Below are 20,288 nucleotides of genomic sequence, written 5' to 3'. Positions count from 1 at the left end.
TGTCTATCTTCTCAAAATATACCCTTGCCGACCACCTCAGTGAGCGGCTAGACTTCTTGAAACGTGACCCGTGTTACAAACAGTTTCGTCAAAGGAGTCCCCATGACTGTCTACGCCGCCCCAGGCACCTCAGATTCACTTGCTACCTTCAAGAGCCGTTATGACCACTTCATCGGTGGCGAATGGGTGGCTCCCGCCGAAGGCCAGTATTTCGAAGACATCTCACCGGTCAACGGCAAGCCCTTTACCGAGGTAGCCCGCGGCACCGCCGCTGACATCGATAAAGCACTGGACGCCGGTTGGAAGGCTTTTGAAACCTACGGCAAAACCTCCGTCACCGAACGCTCCAACTTACTGCTCAAACTAGCCCAGGTTATCGAGGACAACCTTGAAGCTATCGCGGTAGCCGAAACCTGGGATAACGGTAAACCGGTGCGCGAAACTCTAGCGGCAGACATTCCCCTAGCAGCAGATCACTTGCGCTACTTTGCAGGAGCCATTCGTGCTCAGGAAGGCCGTCTGTCTCAAATCGATGAGGACACCGTCGCCTACCATTTCCACGAGCCGCTGGGCGTCGTGGGGCAGATTATCCCCTGGAACTTTCCTATCCTCATGGCAATCTGGAAGATTGCACCGGCTCTAGCCACCGGCAACTGCATTGTGCTCAAGCCCGCAGAGCAGACCCCGGCATCCATTCTCTTCCTGGTTGACCTCTGGAAGGACCTACTGCCTCCTGGCGTGCTAAATGTAGTCAATGGCTTTGGTACTGAAGCAGGCGCTGCCCTGTCGGGGAGCAAGCGCATCCGCAAAATTGCCTTCACCGGCGAAACCACTACTGGCTCGATCATTATGAAGGCTGCCGCAGAGAACATCGTCCCCATCACCCTGGAGCTAGGCGGCAAGTCCCCTAACATTTTCTTTGAGGATGTGGCTCGCGAAGAGGACTCCTTCTATTCAAAGGCTCTTGAAGGGTTTGCCTCTTTCGGTCTCAACCAGGGCGAAGTCTGTACCTGCCCCTCCCGCGCCCTGATCCAAAAGCCTATCTATGACTCTTTCCTTGAAGCTGGACTCGAACGAGTCAAGGCCATGAAGCAGGGCAACCCCCTGGATACCGAAACTATGGTGGGCGCCCAGGCATCTAAGGAACAGTGGGACAAAATCACTGGCTATCTTAAAATCGGAAAGGATGAAGGCGCGGACGTCCTGATCGGTGGTGAAGCCTGCGAACTGGGCGGAGATCTAGCGGGTGGCTACTACATTCAGCCCACCGTTTTCGCGGGTAATAATGATATGCGCATCTTCCAGGAAGAGATTTTCGGCCCCGTCCTAGCTACCACCAGCTTCACCGATTTTGACGAAGCTATGCGCATCGCCAACGACACCGATTTCGGTCTGGGTGCCGGAGTTTGGAGCCGAGACCAGTTCATCTCCTACCGCGCGGGGCGAACCATTCAGGCAGGGCGTGTCTGGGTCAATAACTACCATAACTACCCAGCTCACTCAGCTTTCGGTGGCTATAAGAAGAGTGGCATCGGCCGCGAGAACCACCTGATGATGCTGGATCACTACCAGCAGACCAAGAATATGCTGGTCTCCTACTCAGATCAGCCCATGGGTCTCTTCTAAGCCCCGCTTCACTTAGACCCCGCGCCATCCTTCTTACCCCCTGCATATCAGGCAGGATGCTGAGGGATGGTGCGGGGTTTAAGCAACCACAAAAGCTGGCTATTCAATACACTTAGAGCTATGCATAATATCCCCGCCCAACAGCCCCGCTTCGTACTGGCTTCTCAGTCTCCCGCTCGTAAGAAACTTCTTGAGGACGCGGGCATTAGTTTTGAGGTTCTTGTCAGTGATGTTGATGAGGACGCCGTTCTGGCAGCAGCACAGGAAGATGCCTACACTAAGGGGCTCGGTGATATCTCCCCGGCACAGACTGCCCTTTTACTGGCTCAGGCTAAAGCCCGCGCTGTTGCATCCCTACCCCAGTGCGCGGGGGCAATCGTCCTTGGGTGTGATTCTGTCTTTGAACTTGAGGGGCGGCCCTACGGCAAACCCGGCAGTGCAGAAGTGGCACTAGAGCGAATAACCGCGATGAGCGGAAAATCTGGGGTTCTGCATACCGGCCACTGGTTGATTGATCACCGCGGGCAGCAGCCGGTAGAAACCAGTGAGTTACGTAGCGCCACTGTGCACTTTGATCACTTCACCCAGGCTGAGGTAGAAAGCTACGTGGCGACCGGTGAGCCACTCTGGGTAGCTGGCTCCTTTACTATCGACGGTTTTGGGTCAGCTTTTATCAAGGGTATTGAGGGAGAATTTCACACCATCGTCGGCCTCTCGGTACATGCCCTCCGCACGATGCTCACCACGTTCGGTGTTTCAATCAGCGACATTTGGAAAAATTCGCGATAAATTTCAAGATGCGGTTAAATTTTTTCTAAACGCCACCTAAAATGAGCCGTTGCGCCATCAACTAGACGCCTTGACGTGGCGCAATACTTCCCAAGGAGCTTTGAGTGACTGAAACTATCGATGCTGGACAGAATTTCACCCCGGTGACCGGGCGCCACACCGGCCCAGTCACCAAGGTTCTAATCGCTAACCGCGGTGAGATTGCGGTACGCATTATTCGTGCTGCTCAAGATGAGGGCATCGCGACGGTGGCAGTTTACGCTGAACCCGACCGCGAAGCTCAGCATGCTCAACTTGCCGATGAAGCCTATGCCCTGGGTGGCTCAACTGCTGCTGAATCCTACCTGGTAATGGACAAGCTCCTTGAAGTTGCTCAGCGCTCAGGCGCCGATGCTGTACACCCAGGCTACGGCTTCCTCTCTGAAAACGCCCAGTTCGCCCAGCAGGTCATCGACGCTGGCCTCACCTGGATCGGCCCCTCCCCCGCCTCTATCAACCGGCTGGGTGATAAAGTAGCAGCCCGCCATATCGCCGAGAAGGTAGGCGCTCCCCTGGTTCCCGGCACCAAAGACCCGGTCACCAGCCCCCAAGAAGTTGAAGCCTTTGCCGACGAATTCGGTCTCCCCGTAGCAATTAAGGCAGCTTTCGGCGGCGGCGGACGCGGCATCAAGGTGGCTCGCGAGCGCGAGGGCATCGGCGAGCTTTATGAGTCAGCTGTACGTGAGGCCATCGCAGCTTTTGGCCGCGGCGAATGCTTCATTGAGCGCTTCCTCGATTCCCCCCGTCACGTCGAGACCCAGTGCCTGGCTGATGCCCACGGCAACGTTGTGGTGGTTTCTACCCGCGACTGTTCCCTGCAGCGCCGCAATCAGAAGCTAGTTGAAGAAGCCCCTGCCCCCTTCCTCACCGAAGAACAGAATCAGCGCCTCTATGATGCGTCCAAGGCTATCCTCAAAGAGGCTGGCTACCAGGGCGCAGGCACCTGCGAGTTCCTGGTTGGTACCGACGGCACCATCAGCTTCCTTGAGGTTAACACCCGTCTACAGGTAGAGCACCCTGTTTCTGAAGAGGTCACCGGCCTCGACCTGGTGCGTGAACAGTTCCGCATTGCCCGTGGCGAAGAAATCAACCCTACCGACCCCGAGGTGCGCGGGCACAGCTTTGAGTTCCGCATCAACGGTGAGGACGCCGGCCGCAGCTTCATGCCTTCCCCCGGTACCATCGAAAAACTGATAGTGCCGCAGGGCCCCGGCGTCCGCTGGGATTCCGGTGTGGTTTCTGGTGATACTATCGGCGGCAACTTTGACTCCATGCTAGCTAAGCTGATTGTGACCGGTGATAGCCGTGAGCAGGCTCTCGCTCGTGCCTCCAGGGCACTGGCGGAGCTTAAGATTGAGGGCCTGCCCACCGTAGCTAACTTCCATGCCACCGTCATTAAAGACCCGGCTTTTGCACCTGCTGATGGGCAGCCCTTTAGCGTGCATACCCGCTGGATTGAAACTGAATTCAATAACACCTTACCCGCCTACAACGGAGCCCTGGGCGTACTTGATGATGGAGACGAGCGTCAGAAGGTTACCGTTGAAGTGGGTGGCAAACGACTTGAGGTCACGCTTCCCGCATTCGGAGGTTCAGCGGTAGCTAAACCCGCAGCGGCTAAGGCACGCAAGTCACGCTCAACCCGTGGTGGTACCACAGCGGCCAACAGCAATGAGCTGACCAGCCCCATGCAGGGGACCATCGTGAAGGTAGCCGTCAAGGAGGGCGCCAAGGTAGCAGAGGGCGATCTCATCGTAGTTCTTGAAGCCATGAAGATGGAACAGCCTATCACCGCTCACAAGGCTGGCAAGGTCAATGGACTGAAGCTCAAGCAGGGTGAGACCGTCTCTGCCGGGGCAGTCATCGCCACAATTCGCTAAGTTTTTATCCGAGTGCCCGGGGGCAACTTACAGCTGCACCCCGGCACTTTTTTACCTCAGACGATGTCTTAGAATATGAAATCCGGTTTCATATATCAGTCAGCCAGTTTACAGTGAGTTTCTGTTACACCACATATCACCGTGTCAGCGGTATATACAGGAGCTTTCCGTGACCACTTCAACCGCATCAACGGCCGCATCGGCCAGCGATATCACCATACCCCGCAGCCGCGTCATCATGGCATCGCTGATCGGCACCACCATCGAATTCTATGATTTCTACATCTACGCCACCGCAGCCGTGGCAGTGTTCCCAGCGCTCTTCTTTACCGGTGAAGATGACACTGCCAAGCTTCTTGCATCGATGGCGACCTTTGGGGCTGCTTTCGTCGCCCGCCCTATTGGCTCCGTAATTTTTGGCCACTTTGGCGACAAGGTAGGCCGTAAGGCAACTCTGGTAGGCGCACTGCTCACCATGGGTATTGCTACTTTCCTCATCGGCTTACTCCCCACCTACTACCACATCGGTCTGTGGGCGCCCATCATGCTGACCATCCTGCGCTTTTGCCAGGGTCTGGGTCTGGGTGGCGAGTGGTCCGGCGCGGCTCTTCTCGCCACGGAGTACGCTGAGGAAGGCAAACGCGCCCGCGCTGCCATGTGGCCCCAGCTGGGCGCACCGTTCGGCTTCATCCTCGCCAACGGTTTCATGCTTTTGCTGACTGTAGCGATGGGCTTCACTTCGGTCGCTACCGGTGACGGCCTGGACCACAACTTCTTAGTCTGGGGCTGGCGCGTTCCCTTTATCGCCTCCGTCATCATGGTGGCTGTGGGTCTTTACGTTCGCTTCAAGCTAGAAGAGACTCCCGTCTTCAAGCAGGCGGTGGCTAAGGACGAGAAGGTTAAGACCCCGCTGGTTGAGGCCTTCAAGGTTGCCTGGTGGCCTATGGTTCAAGGTACCTTCATCATGCTGGCAACCTACGTGCTCTTCTACCTGATGACTGCCTGGATTCTTTCCTTTGGCATCGGCGCAGCAGAGAAGGGTGGCCTGGGCATCCCCTACCGCAGCTTCCTCGTTATTCAGCTCATCACCATCCTCTTTTTTGCAGCTATGGTTCCTGTCTCGGGATGGCTAGCGGATAAGTACGGTCGACGCTCATCGCAGCTCGTCATCACCGCCTGCATTATCGCCTTCGGCCTCTGCTTTGGCCTGCTCATGAACCCCGAGGTAGTGGGCACCGGCGCTGAAGCTAACACCAGCCGCATCGTGCTCTTTATGGCAATCGGCATGACGCTCATGGGCCTGACCTTTGGCTCCATGTCGGCCTACCTGCCCGAGCTCTTCCCCACCAACGTCCGCTACACCGCATCGGGCATCTCCTATAACGTAGCCTCAATTTTGGGTGCTGCACTGACCCCTTATGCAGCGGTTTGGCTAAACGCTAACGGCGGTGTGGGTGCTGTGGGCCTTTACCTGGCAGGCGCCGGGGTTCTCACTTTCATCTTCATGGCAATCACTCACGAAACCCGTGATGTTGATCTTTCCACCATGGCCCGCACCAAGTAAATCACTCACTACAAAAAAGTCCACCGAGGTTTCTCGGTGGACTTTTTGTTGAAGCTGAAACCCTACTGCATGATGTGCAGCTGGCGGGCAGCCTCAGAAATAGAGCCGCTGAGCGAGGGATAGACCGCGAAAGTCTCGGCGATATCGTCCACGTGCAGTTTCTTATCCACTGCCAGTGAAAGCGGGAAAATAAGCTCGGAGGCACGAGGCCCTACTACCACACCACCGATCACGGTGCCTGAATGTTTACGGGCAAAAATCTTGATGAAACCGTCTTCTACCGCCAGCATCTTAGCGCGTGCGTTGGTTGCCAAGGGCAGCATGACCATATCAGCCTGATACTTACCCGCTTCGATTTCGCTTTGACTGACCCCGACAGTCGCGATTTCGGGGGCAGTAAAGATATTGGCTGCAACCTGGTGGGTCCGCAAAGGTTTAACCGTGTCACCCAGCATATGGGAGACCGCCACCCGCCCCTGCATGGCCGCAACCGACGCCAGCGGGTAAACACCGGTGCAGTCACCGGCCGCGTAGATATTTGAAATATTGGTACGTGAAACACGATCCACATTGATGTGCCCGGTTTCTGAAATCTCAACACCGACTGCATCCAACCCCAGGTTGTCTGTGTTGGGGATAGATCCAACGGCAATCAGGACGTGAGAACCTGCGACCTTGCGACCGTCAGAGAGCGTAACTACTACACCGTCATCGGCTTCGTTATACTCAGCACCCTCCGCGCGCGAGCGCGGTAGAACCCTCACACCCTTACGCTCAAAGACGTTCTCTAGCACGGTTGCAGCGTCCCCATCTTCGCCGGGAAGCACCTGGTCGCGCGAAGAGATAAGGGTAACGTTAGAGCCCAGACCATCATAGGCTGATGCGAATTCGGCGCCGGTTACACCGGAGCCCACCACAATCAAATCTGTAGGTAGTTCTTTGAGGTCATACAGTTGGGTCCAGTTGAGAATACGTTGCCCGTCTGGCTGTGCAGTTGGTAGCTCGCGCGGGTGGGTACCGACAGCCAGCAGAATGAACTCGGCATTGAGTTCATACGTCAGCCCGTCCGCATCGGTTACCTGAACAGTGTTACGGTCAATGAGCGTGCCACGCCCGGCAATTACCTTCACCCCGTTGCGTTCCAGTGTGCGCTTAATATCGTGGGACTGCTGTAGAGCTAGGTCAATGAGGCGCTGGTTAACCTTGGCAAGGTCCACCGAAATCTGAGGCGGGTTATCGTCTTCGCCCACCGAGATAGCGAGCTCCTGTGCCTTACCAAAGCGGTTGCGGGCGTCCGCACTGGTGATGAGGGTTTTGGAGGGAACGACGTCGGTGAGCACGGCTGATCCGCCCATGCCCTTATCTTCGATAATGGTAACATCGGCACCGTGGCTAGCTGCCACCAGAGCAGCTTCGTAGCCGCCGGGGCCGCCGCCGAGGATGACGAGTTTGTGGGAAGAGTAATCTGTTTTTAGAGTCACCTATCCATTGTGTCCCACATCCCAGGATGGCTCAACTTGCAGGCACAGAATTTTAGGGCTAGAACACTAAAAGGGTGTAAGTTGGGCGCACTCGTTTACCTTGCCCCTTTTCCCTTCTGGGTCAGCCCCGTCTTCCAACCAAAGGCCTAGCCCCCTCGATCTACCTAGTCTCGCCCCGTCATTATTGGTAGGCTAGAAGGCGTGTTGAATGAATCAAATATACCCGCTGTATCGACCGCTGACCCCAACCATCCCGCGCTGGTGCGGGCTCGTGAGGCAGCTGAATTTATTGCTGAGAAGACCGGTGTTGAGAAGCACGATCTGGGTCTGACTCTGGGTTCAGGCTGGGGCGAAGCCGCCACCCTCATCGGCGAGGTCACCCATACTCTTGATGCTTCGGAGGTGCCTGGTTTCCATAAGGCTGCTGTGGTGGGTCACCCCGGCACCCTTACTTCAATCCTTACCCCAAAGGGCCAGCGTGCTCTCGTAATTGGCTCACGCACCCACTACTACGAGGGTCGCGGTGTGGACGCGGTAGTTCATGGGGTACGCACCGTGGCGGCTACTGGAGCCAAGACCATGATTCTGACCAACGGGTGCGGCGGTTTGAATCCCGCATACTCCGCCGGTGAACCGGTGCTCATTTCTGATCACCTTAATTTCACGGCGGCTTCCCCACTGAGCGGTGCACACTTTGTTGATCTCACTGATCTTTACTCCCCTCGCATCCGTGAAATCGCTCGCAGCATTGACGCTTCCTTACAGGAAGGTGTCTACATGCAGTTCCCCGGTCCTCACTACGAGACTCCCGCAGAGGTAAAGATGGCTGGAGTTCTAGGTGCCGACTTGGTTGGCATGTCTACCGCCTTGGAGGCTATTGCAGCTCGTGCCGCCGGGCTTGAGATATTTGGTATTTCACTGGTCACCAACCTGGCTGCCGGTATTCAGGAAACCCCGCTCAGCCATGCTGAGGTGATCGAGGCAGGCGAGGCCGCTGGCCCCCGTATTTCCCGCCTTCTGGCAGACATTATCGCTTCACTCTAACCACTGGCCAGCCATAATGTGGCTGCTGAAATCTAAGGATTTATTGATGTCTACCCTTTTACCTCAGCTCGTCGAGCAAGCCCGCGCTTGGATCACTGACGATCCGGACGCTGAGACTCGCGCCCAGCTTGAAGGCATTCTGGCTCAGGCTGAGGCTGGCGATGAAGCTGCAGCAGCTGATCTAGCTGACCGTTTCTCTGGTACTTTGCAGTTCGGCACCGCAGGTTTGCGCGCTGAGCTGGGTGCTGGCCCAATGCGCATGAATCGCGTGGTAGTCCAGCGGGCTGCCCAGGGCCTAGCTGATTACGCCACCGCTCGGGCTGAGGCCGAAGGGTGGGAGCAGATTTCAGCGGTCGTCAGTTTTGATGCCCGCAAGAATTCTGATGTCTTCGCTCTCGATACCGCAGCAATTTTCACAGCAGCGGGTATCGAGGTCAAGCTCATGCCCTCTCCCCTGCCCACCCCCGTGACAGCCTGGGCTACCCGTGAATACGGGGCTGAAATTGGTGTGATGGTCACAGCATCTCACAACCCTCCCAACGATAACGGTTATAAGGTCTATCTGGGCGGTCAGGCAGTAGAAGATGGTGCTCGCGGTGCGCAAATCGTCCCCCCCTACGATGGTGACATTGCGGCGGCTATTGCCGCTGTTAGCCAGCCAGTTCTAGCTGATGAGGGCTGGAGCGTTCTGCCCGATACCGTGGCCGATGACTACATGGTGAAGGTCCTCTCGCTCGTACCCCAGCAGGACCGTGACCTCAAGATTGTGCTGACCCCTATGCACGGTGTGGGCGGCAAAACTGCCGAAGCTGTCTTACGCGGGGCAGGTTTCACCCATGTCACGCTAGTGCCGGAGCAGGCGGACCCAGATCCCACCTTCCCTACCGTCGCTTTCCCTAACCCCGAAGAGCCCGGCGCCCTCGACCTAGCCTTTGCTCTGGCGCAGAAGCTGGGTGCCGATTTGATTATTGCTAACGATCCCGATGCTGATCGCGCGGCTTTTGCCGTCAATGACTGCGGCACCTGGCGTATGCTCCGAGGCGACGAGACCGGATCGATTCTAGCCAACCGCATGCTCTCCACCCTTGAGAACCATGCTGAGGCAACCTTCGCTAACTCCATTGTCTCCTCACGACAGGTGGGGGCGCTTGCTCATGCAGCCGGCGTCAAACATGTGGAAACCCTCACTGGCTTCAAATGGATTGCCCGTGTAGAAAACCTGAGCTTTGGCTATGAAGAGGCACTGGGTTACTGCGTGGACCATGCTCAGGTGCGCGATAAGGACGGTATTTCAGCTGCCCTGGTCATGGCGGTTTACGCTCAGGAGCTCAAGGATGCTGGCAGCAACCTGCCCGCTCTGCTTGATGATCTTTCAGCCCAGCACGGGGTCTATGCTACCGACCAGCTCTCGGTGCGCGTTGATGACCTGGCACTGATTCCTGCCATGATGAAGCGACTGCGCGATAACGCCCCGGCCCAGTTAGCAGGCTCACCAGTAACCTCTGTTGAGGATCTCACCGAGGGTACCGAAACCCTGCCTCCCACCGACGGTATGCGCTACTACACCGAGGATGACTCGCGAGTCATTGTGCGACCATCGGGCACGGAGCCCAAGCTCAAGTGCTACCTTGAGGCGGTAGTTCCAGTGACCGGTTCAGTAGCTGACGCTCGCGCAACCGCAGCCACCAAGCTCGATATCATCAAAGCCGATATGTCGGCAGCCCTGGGCCTCTAAACCCGCCCACCACTTGTACTTTCAGCAGGCATACCTTTGACTGCATCAATTAGGAGAAACAATGACCTCTGAACTAACCCGCGACCAGCTCGCAGCAATGATTGACCACACTATTCTTGCCCCCAACGCTTCTGAAGAAGATGTCCGCCGCTTGTGTAGCGAAGCCCGGGAATACGGCTTTGCTAGTGTCTGTGCTAACCCTGTATGGGCTCCGGTTCTCGCCGAGGAGCTAGCTGGCTCCCGGTCGGTGCCCTGCGTGGTTGTTGGTTTCCCCTTTGGTGCTTCAGCTACCGAGGTCAAGGCGTTCGAGGCTAAAACCGCTGTAGAGGCAGGTGCTCGCGAAGTTGATATGGTCATCAATATTGCAGCTGCCCGCGCTAACCACCGCGCTGCTCTGGTGGCAGATATCAAGGCTGTAGCAGACGCCGTTCACGCCGGCGGTGCCACTCTTAAGGTCATTATCGAGACCAGTGAGCTGACCAATGACCAGAAAGTTCTGGCTTGTGAAGCATCCGTTGAAGCCGGAGCCGATTTTGTGAAGACTTCTACCGGCTATTCCTCTGCCGGAGCAACCGTTGAAGACATCGCCCTCATGCGCGCAACCGTTGGCCCTGAGCTGGGCGTTAAGGCTTCTGGTGGTGTCCGCACCCGTGAAGAGGCTTTGGCAATGATTGCTGCCGGAGCAACCCGTATCGGCGCTTCAAAGGGAATTGCTATTATTGGTGCGGGCGAGGCAAGCGAAAGCGGTTACTAAAGCACGCGCCACCTACCCAAGTTAGCGTTCATTTTAGTGACACACCGTGCGAAGCTGCCCCTGAGCACCTATACTAAACATTAAGCTGTACACACACCCAAAGGACTATCTTATGTCTGATAACGATCGCTCTGAGGCTGAGAAGCGCTCAAACGTCGAGTCACTCGGCCTGGAATCAGGTAACCCTCCCCGTTCAGGTACTCCCCAGCACTCTGGTACCAAGGAAATGGGCTCCAACATCGCACTGTTCGTACTGTGCTTCGGCATTCTGCTCGGTTGCTTCTACGCGCTGGGCACCTACCCCGAGGGTGGCTGGATCTGGTGGTCTATCGCAATCGTGCTTTACGCTCTTGCTTTCATGATCCCGCTCTGGGTCCTACCGTCAAAGACCAATGAAGCGGTGCATTCAGGTGGCACCGATCTCTACATGAAGTAGTCACCACGTTACGATAAAAATGGGACTCCCCGGTTGGGGAGTCCCATTTTGTGTATCGGCTACTAGCTGGTTTCGAAAATGGCGTGGAGGAACTGCTCCGTCCATTCAACCATAGCGGCGTCCACCAAATCTTTTCCACCCACCCTAGCGGTCTTAGGGCGGGGGACCAGAATCTGCCAGTTCTCGGTGCCGGGCACCTGGCGGTAAAGAGAACCGGGGTACATTCTCTCTAGCCGCATCTGTTTAGATTCGGGCAGATTGTTAACCGGGAAGAAGCGAACCTTTGGCCCCATAGCAACGATTTCCCTCAAACCCACTGCACGCGCGCGTTGGCGCAGGGCAGCAATGGTGAAGAGGTTCTCTACAGGTTCAGGCAGAGCACCGTAGCGGTCTACCAGCTCTTCGCGGGCTTCGTTCAGTTCCTCAATTGTCAGTGCTTGGGCGATTTGGCGGTAGGCAGAAAGCCGCAGACGCTCTGAAGAGACATAGTCATGCGGCATATGAGCATTGACCGGTAGGTCAACTTTGATCTCCGCTGGTGTCTCTTCCTTCTCACCGTGCTGGAAGTTGGCAACGGCCTCCCCCACCAGGCGCAGATAGAGGTCAAACCCTACCCCAGCGATATGCCCGGACTGCTCGCCTCCCAGGAGGTTTCCGGCACCACGGATTTCTAGGTCCTTCATAGCCAAACGCATGCCCGCACCCAGCTCGTTGTGGGTTGCGACCGCTTTCAGCCTCTCGTGAGCGACTTCGGACAGCATCTTTTCGGGTGGGTAGAGAAAGTAGGCGTAAGCACGTTCTCGCCCACGCCCCACGCGTCCACGTAACTGGTGAAGCTGCGAAAGGCCATAATTCTGGGCGTTGTCAACAATGAGGGTGTTGGCATTAGAGATATCAAGGCCGGTCTCCACAATGGTGGTAGATACCAGGACGTCAAACTTACGTTCCCAGAAATCCACGATAATTTTTTCCAGCCGAGATTCGCTCATCCGACCGTGGGCTACTGCAATGCGCGCCTCAGGTACCAACTTCTGCAATTGGTTGGCGGTCTCTTCGATAGAAAATACCCGGTTATGAACGAAAAATACCTGGCCTTCACGCATAAGTTCACGGCGTATAGCCGCGGTAACCTGCTGATCAGTGCGAGCCCCAACAAAGGTCAGTACGGGGTGGCGTTCCTCGGGTGGAGTTGCCAGGGTGGAGGTCTCGCGAATACCGGTTAGAGACATCTCCAGGGTGCGCGGGATGGGGGTAGCGCTCATCGCCAGCACATCAACGTTAGTGCGCATGGTCTTGAGCTTTTCCTTGTGCTCAACACCGAAACGCTGTTCCTCGTCAATGATGACCAGGCCCAGGTCCTTCCACTCGGTGGACTCCGAGAGAATACGGTGGGTACCCACTACAACGTCCACTGAACCGTTCTTGATTCCCTCTAACGTTTCAGCAGATTCTTTAGCCTTCTGGAACCGGGAGAGCACGCGGATGCTGATAGGGAATCCAGAGAAGCGTTCGGTAAAGGTCTCAAAATGCTGCTGCGCCAACAGGGTGGTAGGGACGAGAACCGCCACCTGCTTACCATCCTGCACAGCTTTGAAGGCAGCTCGAACCGCGATTTCGGTCTTGCCATACCCCACGTCGCCCGAGATGAGGCGGTCCATGGGAACTTCCTTTTCCATATCAGCCTTGACCTCATTGATAGCAACCAGCTGATCAGGAGTTTCGTTATAGGGGAAGGCTTCTTCTAGTTCAGATTGCCAGGGCGTATCAGCCGCAAAAGCGTGGCCGCGCGAAGCCTGGCGAGCCGAGTAAAGTTTAATCAAATCAGCCGCAATTTCTTTGACGGCTTTACGTGCCCTGCTCTTAGTTTTAGCCCAGTCACTTCCGCCCATTTTTGAGAGAGTGGGAGCCTCTCCACCCACGTAATTAGAGACTTGATCTAACTGGTCACTGGGAACAAATAGCCTGTCTTTAGGGCCTCCCCGTTTGGTGGGGGCATACTCCAGAACCAAGTACTCCTTCATGGGCTTGGGTTGCCCTGGAGTCACAGTAGCCCCGGCGATAGGACGCTGTACCAGCTCAACAAACTGACCGATACCGTGTTGCTCGTGCACCACATAGTCACCGGCAGCTAAACTCATGGGGTCCACTGCGTTCTTACGGCGCCTAGACGGCAACTTACCGTTGCGCAAATCACGGGTGGCATAGGGCGATGTGCGCCCCAAAATATCAGCCTCCGTGAGCAGCCCCAACTTAGCGCCGTCCATCATGAAGCCATGCCCTACACTAGCTGTGGTCATCTCGATAATGCCCGGTTCAGGAGCTCGTGCGAGACTCTCCACTCTGGACGCCGGAATCTCAGCTTCTTGGAAGAGATCAAGAAAGCGCGCCAGGGGGCCTGGCCCATGGGTGACTACGGCGATACGCCACCCATCTTTTACTTTTTTGCCTACTTCATCTAACAACTCAGTAACGTTACCGGCGTAGGTATGGGGCACTCGAGCGGCAAACTGAACTGAGTCAACATCATCATCGATGGCACTATCAACGCCAAGTGAGGTCATGGACCACCAGCCCATATTTTTAGTCAGAGCAAGTTCACGCAGCGAGGCAATCGTTCTAAAACTGCCTGAGCCTAAATCCGATAGGCCGTTTTGCCCCAGATCGATGGGTGCGTCGGATGCTTCTGTTACCGAGTCCCAGGCAGCGTGTAGAAATTCTTCGTTGGTGACGACGAGATCCGCGGCACGGGATCGAACACGTTCAGGTTCAATGACGATAGGCAAAGAGCCTTCAGGCAGGTGGTCTAGTAACGTGACCATATCATCAACCAGCAGGGGTATAAGGGATTCCATTCCCTCAACGTAAATACCGCCGGCAATTTTTTCGAGCATGCCAGCAGCGCCGGGGTAGCTATTCTTGAGCCGGGCGGCTTTACTCATGATGGAGGGGGTGATGAGTAGTTCCCTACAGGGGGGTGCAAGGAAAACACGGGGGTGATTCTCGGCGTTGATAGTGCGTTGGTCAGCTACCGAAAAGTATCTGATGTCTTCAACCTCATCGCCAAAGAAATCGATGCGTACCGGGTGATCTGAAACTGGTGAGAAAATATCTAAGATCCCACCTCGCACTGCGAACTCACCTCTCTTAGAAACAAGGTCTACTCGCGAGTAGGCAGCTTGTGTTAACTGTTTCACAGTTAAATTAAAATCGACCTCTTGGCCTTTTTTGATTTCAACGGGCTCCATCTTTTCCAAACCTGCCACAAGAGGCTGTAACAGTGAACGAACTGGTGCAACCACAACACGAGGAAAGGTTGCCCCCAGGCCCGCCAAAGATCGAAGAACTGAAAGCCGCTGACCCACAGTATCGCTGCGGGGTGACAACCTTTCATGAGGAAGGGTTTCCCAGGCAGGGAAAAGCACTGCCTCTTCTGCCGGCATTAAAGCGGACAAGGCTAATACTGTATCCTCCGCCTCTCGATCAGTGGCAGTAATCACTAAAACAACAGGGGACCTGAGGGTGTCCCCCATGCTGGTGACATCCGAAATCCCTTGTAGTAAAAAGGGTCTTGCACCCTCCGGGCACCCGATAACAAATTCATCCACTCTTGCAGTTGGATGAGCGGCAGCGACACCCATGATGGCGGCATAGGTCCCCTCGCCCTTGAGTGCCTCTGTTATGCCATATAAAGCCATATATTCTCCCCTTCCAAACCCGGAACAACAACCCTCTCATTATTCCACATGGACATCCCCTCAGGCAGGGACGCTCAGAGGCAGGTTTACTCGATAAAAATTTAAACATTTTACGTCGTGAAATAAAGCATGAGCGCATGAAAAAAACTGTCACCACATACAGTGACAGCGGCACAAAACTATCGCTATTTATAAATCCTCAGCTGTAGTATGGTCGTCAGAGAAACACTTTTCAGTCCGCACTCATTGCAACCACAGCTCTTCGCACAGCTTAATGAGAATCGGGCAACCTCGCACTAAAAGAATATTAGGGATTCATGAAAAAACACGGGTTAACTCTGCCCTTTTTCACGAGTTCTAGCCGTACAGTCTTTCTGACAGTAGGCGCTCTCAGCGCCCTCATCCTCACAGGATGTTCAGGAGCAGGGCAAGAGAACTCGCCAGCCGAATCAGAACCGGCTGAAACCTCGACAACTTCCTCAGCTTCACCAACAGCATCAGCCTCTGCATCACAAGAAGGCAGTGCTAGCGAAGGCCAGGACACCTCTATTGAAGAGAACTTCGCAGGGTCTGGTGAACTGGCTGCCGCCAAAGAGGTTCCGCTAGATACTGCGGAGGTTCAAACAACGGAGGAACTGTACACGGACGTACAACAGGTACTTTCCAAAATTGAGGCAGTTGACGTTGTAACCTCAGATCAAGCCCCACCTAAAAACCAGGACGAAGGCGCTGAGAATACAGAGGTTGACGAAGAGATTGACCCCTATAAGTACGTCTCAGAAGCTACCGTTGACGAGTTGAAAAAAACAACAACCGGATCAGCTTTGGATCAGTATGTAGCCACCGCCACCGAGTACGCCATGAGCGGGTGGAAGGTAGAGGGAACCTCTAAGGTCGTGGGAAACCCCAGGCTAGCTGATAGCGAATATGAGGGCCAGCCAGCCAAAATCCTTGAGGTTTGTCTGGACTCCTCGGACGTCAAGGTTGTCAACGTAGCTGGCACGCAGATGAACCCCACCGGGAAGCCACGTTCACTCAACATTTTTACTCTTATTGAAGACAATGGGGCTTGGAAGATCGCTTCACAAGACTTCCCCAACAACGCAGATTGCTAACAGATATGAAAAAACCATCATTTATCTCTAAGTTGGCCGTAGGTGCAACGGCTCTGGGCGTCGGTGTAGCTATGCTGCCGGGCGCTAGCGCCACTACCACGTATGTTCCTAACGGCCTGAGCTCAGAAACCGCTGCTGCTTCCTGCTGGGAAGTTAAGCAGAATGACCCCGAGTCAACGTCAGGCACTTACTGGCTCTACACTCCCTCCATGGATGCCCCTGCGCAGTTTTACTGTGATCAGGAAACTGATGGCGGCGGCTGGGTTATGATTGGCCGCGGCCGTGAAGGTTGGACTGAAGAATACTTTGGCCGTGGCAAGGCTGAAGATATCTTTACTAAGCCCACCGGCCCTGAAGCCTTCACTCCTGCTCAGCTATCGTCAGATACCGTTGATGAGCTCCTAGACGGTGAACGTGTTGACTCGCTTGAGGACGGCGTCCGCTTCCGTCGTGCAGTCAATGTAGAAGGCACTGACTGGCAGAATGTCTACGCAAAACGTATCAACACCGAAAGTTGGAGCTGGACCCTACAAGCCAACACCAACTGGGGTGGCGTTCGCTTCGAGAACCCTTCTTACATTGGTGCAAGCAACTCTTACTCCCCAACTACCGGTGCAATCGCTTCCTGGAACCAGACCTACAACAACCTGCGGTTTACCAGCTCATCTACCTACAGGTGGAATAACGGTTTCGCTTTCGGTTCCTACGTACGCGGCAATACCGATGCTAACTCATACCTCTGGTCGCCCTCAGGGTCATCTCCTATGGGTTTCACCCAGGTATTCATTCGCCCCAAAATCAACCAAAACGATGCTAGTTTCGCACAGATTCCGGACAGCGGTTTAGCAGCGGAAGATAACCGCCAGCTTCCTAACAGCTACACTGCCTCGATGCGTTGGCGTACCTCTACGGAGTCGGGCACCGGCGTCGTAGGTGAACTAAACACCCGTGTTCAGGCTATCGCCCAGGTAGGCAACACTGTCTTCACCGGTGGCGACTTCAAGAATGTGGTGAGCGCCAGCGGTGAAACCGTGGATCAGGCTTTCTTGGCCGGTTACGATGTTAACTCCGCAGAGCTGGTCCGAAGTTTCACCCCCGAAATCAATGGTCAGATCAAGGCCCTTGAGTCACTACCCAACGGTCTTCTAGCCGTCGGTGGCGAGTTCACCGAAGTAAACGGTCAGCCCGCTAACGGCTTTGTGATTCTAAACCCCGTCACCGGTGAAACCGACACCTCCCTTGGTTGGGACGTTGTCAACCGAGTTTCCGGCGCTGTACCCGTTGTCAAGACCATCCAGGTTCAGGGAGACTACGTTTACATCGGTGGTGCATTCACCCACGTCAAGGGCGCAACCGGCAGCAACTACGCATACTCCCGTAACGCTGCACGTTTCTTGCTCGCCGATCATTCAGTTGATCTATCATGGCGACCTGTAACTAACGGCACCGTCAACGGTATATCCGCAAGCGAAGACGGCGTTGCCCTGGCTGGCTACTTCAACAAAGTCAACGACGTAAATACTGTGAAGCTGGCTTACCTAAGCCCCACCGCAGGCACTATCTCTAAGCCCTGGGTTTGGAAGCCCTCCTACCCCATCAACACTACTAACGGTGGCTTCCAGTTCGATGTACAGCACGCTCACTCCGAGATTTGGGCTGGCGGCTCAGAGCACCTGATCGCCCAGTACAGCCTGTCAGACCTCTCCCGCATGTCCTCATCCATCACGAGGTCAGGCGGGGACTTCCAGGATCTTCAACTCGACACCAACACCGATGTTATGTACGGTGCCTGCCACTGTGGCAACTGGGTTTATGAAGGCGGCGACCTCTACCAGACCCCATGGGACACTGCATCAGACATTCACCGCATCCGACTGGTTGGCGCATTTGATGCTCAGACCGGCGATGTTCTGCCCGAGTTTGCTCCCGAGATTTCAGGTGAGAAAGGCTACGGCGTCTGGGAGTCATTCGTTGACTCCACCGGTGTTCTCTGGGCCGGCGGCGACATCACCAAGAGCCGTGGTTCTAACGGTGCTCAATCAACCGTTGGCTTTGTACGGTTTACCCCTCGCGATGTCACTCCAGCGGCTGCTCCCAGCAACCTGCAGGTAACCACCGATGGCGTTACCGATGAGCTGACCTGGACAAGCAACACTCGCAGTCGCACCGACTACCAGGTGCTGCGCGATAACCGCGTCATCGCAACCGTAAAGAGTGGCACCTCTTACTCTGTGGATCACGCCGATGGCGCCCGCTACTTCGTTCGCTCTGTTGACAGCGTGGGCAACTACTCAGAGACTACCCCTGTGGCTACTGCACCTGCTCCCCCGGTAGAAGAACCTGTTGATCCTCCCGTTGAGGAACCTGTTGATCCTCCCGTTGAGGAACCTGTTGATCCTCCAGTAGAAGAACCAGTTGATCCTCCCGTAGATAACGGGGAAATTCCGGTTATCCCTCCCATTGATGAGCCTGCGCCCAATGACCCCGTCCCTCCCGTAGTTGACGAGAATCCGGACCCTGCTGAGCCAGTTGAGCCTGTCGAACCCGAGGCTCCTGCTGATCAGAAGGTTGTGGTCAGCGGGGACCGTTGGGATGTAACTTTCGGTCTTACCAACATTTATGACCGCACCTGGCAAGATACCAACTACGCTTACAACACAGGGCGTCAGTGGTACACAGGTCCCAGCAGCATTGGCTGGGGCGAGCCGAGCCTGCAATCGAACCTTAGCTTCAACTGGTGGAACCAGCCCAACGCCATGTTCCTGCGCAAGGAGCTCACCCTCAATCCTGCTGAAGGGCAGTCACTGGTCCTGACCACCTACGCTGATGATGGCATGGCAATCTACGTGAACGGTAAAGAAGTTCACCGTGAAAATCTAGCCACTAACGCTACTGCCTCATCCATGGCACTGGCGCGAGTTGCTTATAGCGACGCTAAGCAGCGCCCCATCACCATTACGATTCCGGCAAGCGAACTCAACCAGGGCAAGAACGTCATTGCGGCACAGGTTCACGCCTACCGTCGCGGTGAGAGCGCTACCTTCGATCTCGAAGCAACCCTCAAGAATTAGTAATTCTTGAATTAGAAGCAGTGATCCGTCCTTTGGGGCGGATCGCTGTTTTTCCTGGGCGGTGTCCACATGACACCCCACAAAATGTGGGGAAGGGTATACATCAGTACGACACTTGTCCTAAGAAAATCGCCTGTCTCCACCTCTCCTTGTTCATTTAAAATTAAGAATAGATTTAGGTTTTTCCAGGAGTTTCACTGTGCGCGACTACCTGCCTGACCAGCAGGTATAGCCTAAGTCAGCTCACGGGATGCTCATAAACTCCACTCATCACGCACGCACTTTTCTAGGGAATTCAAGGCACCGCTATGACCTCACGCGCCTCAGGCACCTCTTATGGTTTCAGGGAAACTCTTTCACACCTCAATTCAGCCCAGAAACCGGGGATTGGAGTACCCGCTTACACCCGCTGGGTCAACCGTCGAGTAGCCCGAGTCTTTGCAGCAGCAGCCGTCAAATGGGGTGTCACCCCTAACGGTGTCACGGCTATTAGCGCACTGACCTCGGTGGCGGCCATGCTGCTGTTGATTTTGTTCCCACCTTCTGTATGGCTTGGCGCTGTAGCAGCTTTTCTCTTCGCTCTTGGGTATGCACTGGATTCAGCCGACGGTCAAGTTGCACGAGTTACCGGCGCATCTTCACCCGCCGGAGAATGGCTAGATCACGTGGTAGACGCTATGCGCACTCCTGCTATGCATCTCACCATCTTGGTTGGCTTCATCAAGTACCAGGGTTCTTGGCCTCTGGCTGGTTGGGGCCTGTGGTGGCTCCCCCTAGCTTTCTGCGTCATTATCACCGGGCATTTCATGAGTCAGATTCTTGCAGAGCAGCTGCGCAACAACAGGGGCACTGCTGCACCAGCGTCCGGTGGTAATCTCCGTTCCTTTGTCAACCTTCACATGGACTCAGGTACTTTCTGCTGGAGCTTCATCTTCTGGGGCACTGGCTGGGGTTTTATCCTGGTCTACGGCCTACTCTTCCTTTCAAACGCGGCAACAGTTCTGCTATCAATGCGACGCAAGTTCGTTTCACTCAGCACTCCTAAAGGAGCATAATCAC

13 protein-coding genes are annotated in these 20,288 nt (G+C 55.3%); 11 read left to right on the top strand and 2 right to left on the bottom strand.

Annotated features, from left to right (window positions below; translation table 11 throughout):
- Positions 1-102: 102 nt before the first annotated feature.
- From exaC to M3668_RS10160, 4 genes are all read left to right on the top strand, one after another.
- On the top strand, positions 103-1,626 hold the full coding sequence (gene exaC, locus M3668_RS10175) for an acetaldehyde dehydrogenase ExaC (protein WP_251380735.1): 1,524 nt from the start codon (positions 103-105) through the stop codon (positions 1,624-1,626).
- A gap of 120 nt (positions 1,627-1,746) precedes the next feature.
- The gene (locus M3668_RS10170; RefSeq protein WP_251380734.1) at positions 1,747-2,415 is read left to right on the top strand and encodes a Maf family protein; all 669 of its coding nucleotides are present in this window, start codon (positions 1,747-1,749) and stop codon (positions 2,413-2,415) included.
- Positions 2,416-2,519: 104 nt separating this feature from the next.
- On the top strand, positions 2,520-4,334 hold the full coding sequence (locus tag M3668_RS10165; protein ID WP_251380733.1) for an acetyl/propionyl/methylcrotonyl-CoA carboxylase subunit alpha: 1,815 nt from the start codon (positions 2,520-2,522) through the stop codon (positions 4,332-4,334).
- A 169-nt stretch (positions 4,335-4,503) separates the two neighbouring features.
- A complete protein-coding gene (locus M3668_RS10160; RefSeq protein ID WP_251380732.1) occupies positions 4,504-5,898 on the top strand; it encodes an MFS transporter in 1,395 nt (464 codons plus the stop codon).
- 62 nt (positions 5,899-5,960) lie between these two features.
- Here M3668_RS10160 and M3668_RS10155 read toward each other — a convergent pair whose 3' ends face one another.
- Entirely contained in the window at positions 5,961-7,379 is a 1,419-nt protein-coding gene (locus M3668_RS10155; protein ID WP_251380731.1) for an NAD(P)H-quinone dehydrogenase, read from the bottom strand.
- Positions 7,380-7,598: 219 nt separating this feature from the next.
- On the opposite strand from M3668_RS10155, the gene M3668_RS10150 reads away from it, so the two are divergent.
- The 4 genes from M3668_RS10150 to M3668_RS10135 all read left to right on the top strand — a co-directional run bounded on the left by M3668_RS10150 (position 7,599) and on the right by M3668_RS10135 (position 11,348).
- Positions 7,599-8,423, top strand: a complete 825-nt coding sequence (locus tag M3668_RS10150) for a purine-nucleoside phosphorylase (RefSeq protein ID WP_502948972.1) — start codon at positions 7,599-7,601, stop codon at positions 8,421-8,423.
- A gap of 46 nt (positions 8,424-8,469) precedes the next feature.
- Positions 8,470-10,158: a phospho-sugar mutase gene (locus M3668_RS10145; RefSeq protein ID WP_251380730.1), complete on the top strand. Its 1,689-nt coding sequence runs from the start codon at positions 8,470-8,472 to the stop codon at positions 10,156-10,158.
- 61 nt (positions 10,159-10,219) lie between these two features.
- On the top strand, positions 10,220-10,912 hold the full coding sequence (gene deoC / locus M3668_RS10140) for a deoxyribose-phosphate aldolase (RefSeq protein ID WP_251380729.1): 693 nt from the start codon (positions 10,220-10,222) through the stop codon (positions 10,910-10,912).
- 112 nt (positions 10,913-11,024) lie between these two features.
- Positions 11,025-11,348 carry a hypothetical protein gene (locus M3668_RS10135; protein ID WP_251380728.1) on the top strand — a complete coding sequence of 108 codons (324 nt, stop codon included), beginning with the start codon at positions 11,025-11,027 and terminating at the stop codon, positions 11,346-11,348.
- Positions 11,349-11,410: 62 nt separating this feature from the next.
- On the opposite strand, the gene mfd is transcribed toward M3668_RS10135, so the two are convergent.
- Positions 11,411-15,043 carry a transcription-repair coupling factor gene (gene mfd, locus M3668_RS10130; protein WP_251380727.1) on the bottom strand — a complete coding sequence of 1,211 codons (3,633 nt, stop codon included), beginning with the start codon at positions 15,041-15,043 and terminating at the stop codon, positions 11,411-11,413.
- A gap of 317 nt (positions 15,044-15,360) precedes the next feature.
- Between mfd and M3668_RS10125 the strand changes: the two genes are divergently transcribed.
- The 3 genes from M3668_RS10125 (at position 15,361) to M3668_RS10115 (ending at position 20,284) form a co-directional block, all read left to right on the top strand.
- Positions 15,361-16,158: a hypothetical protein gene (locus M3668_RS10125; protein WP_251380726.1), complete on the top strand. Its 798-nt coding sequence runs from the start codon at positions 15,361-15,363 to the stop codon at positions 16,156-16,158.
- Between the two features lie 5 nt (positions 16,159-16,163).
- Positions 16,164-19,229 carry a fibrinogen-like YCDxxxxGGGW domain-containing protein gene (locus M3668_RS10120; protein WP_251380725.1) on the top strand — a complete coding sequence of 1,022 codons (3,066 nt, stop codon included), beginning with the start codon at positions 16,164-16,166 and terminating at the stop codon, positions 19,227-19,229.
- Between the two features lie 308 nt (positions 19,230-19,537).
- Positions 19,538-20,284: a CDP-alcohol phosphatidyltransferase family protein gene (locus M3668_RS10115; protein WP_251380724.1), complete on the top strand. Its 747-nt coding sequence runs from the start codon at positions 19,538-19,540 to the stop codon at positions 20,282-20,284.
- The last annotated feature ends 4 nt before the right edge of the window (positions 20,285-20,288 follow it).

The organism is Rothia sp. P100, assembly GCF_023712425.1.
Classification (GTDB): Bacteria; Actinomycetota; Actinomycetes; order Actinomycetales; family Micrococcaceae; genus Rothia; species Rothia endophytica.
Note: the sequence above shows the minus strand (reverse complement) of the source record. Positions and strands in the feature narration are given on the sequence as shown.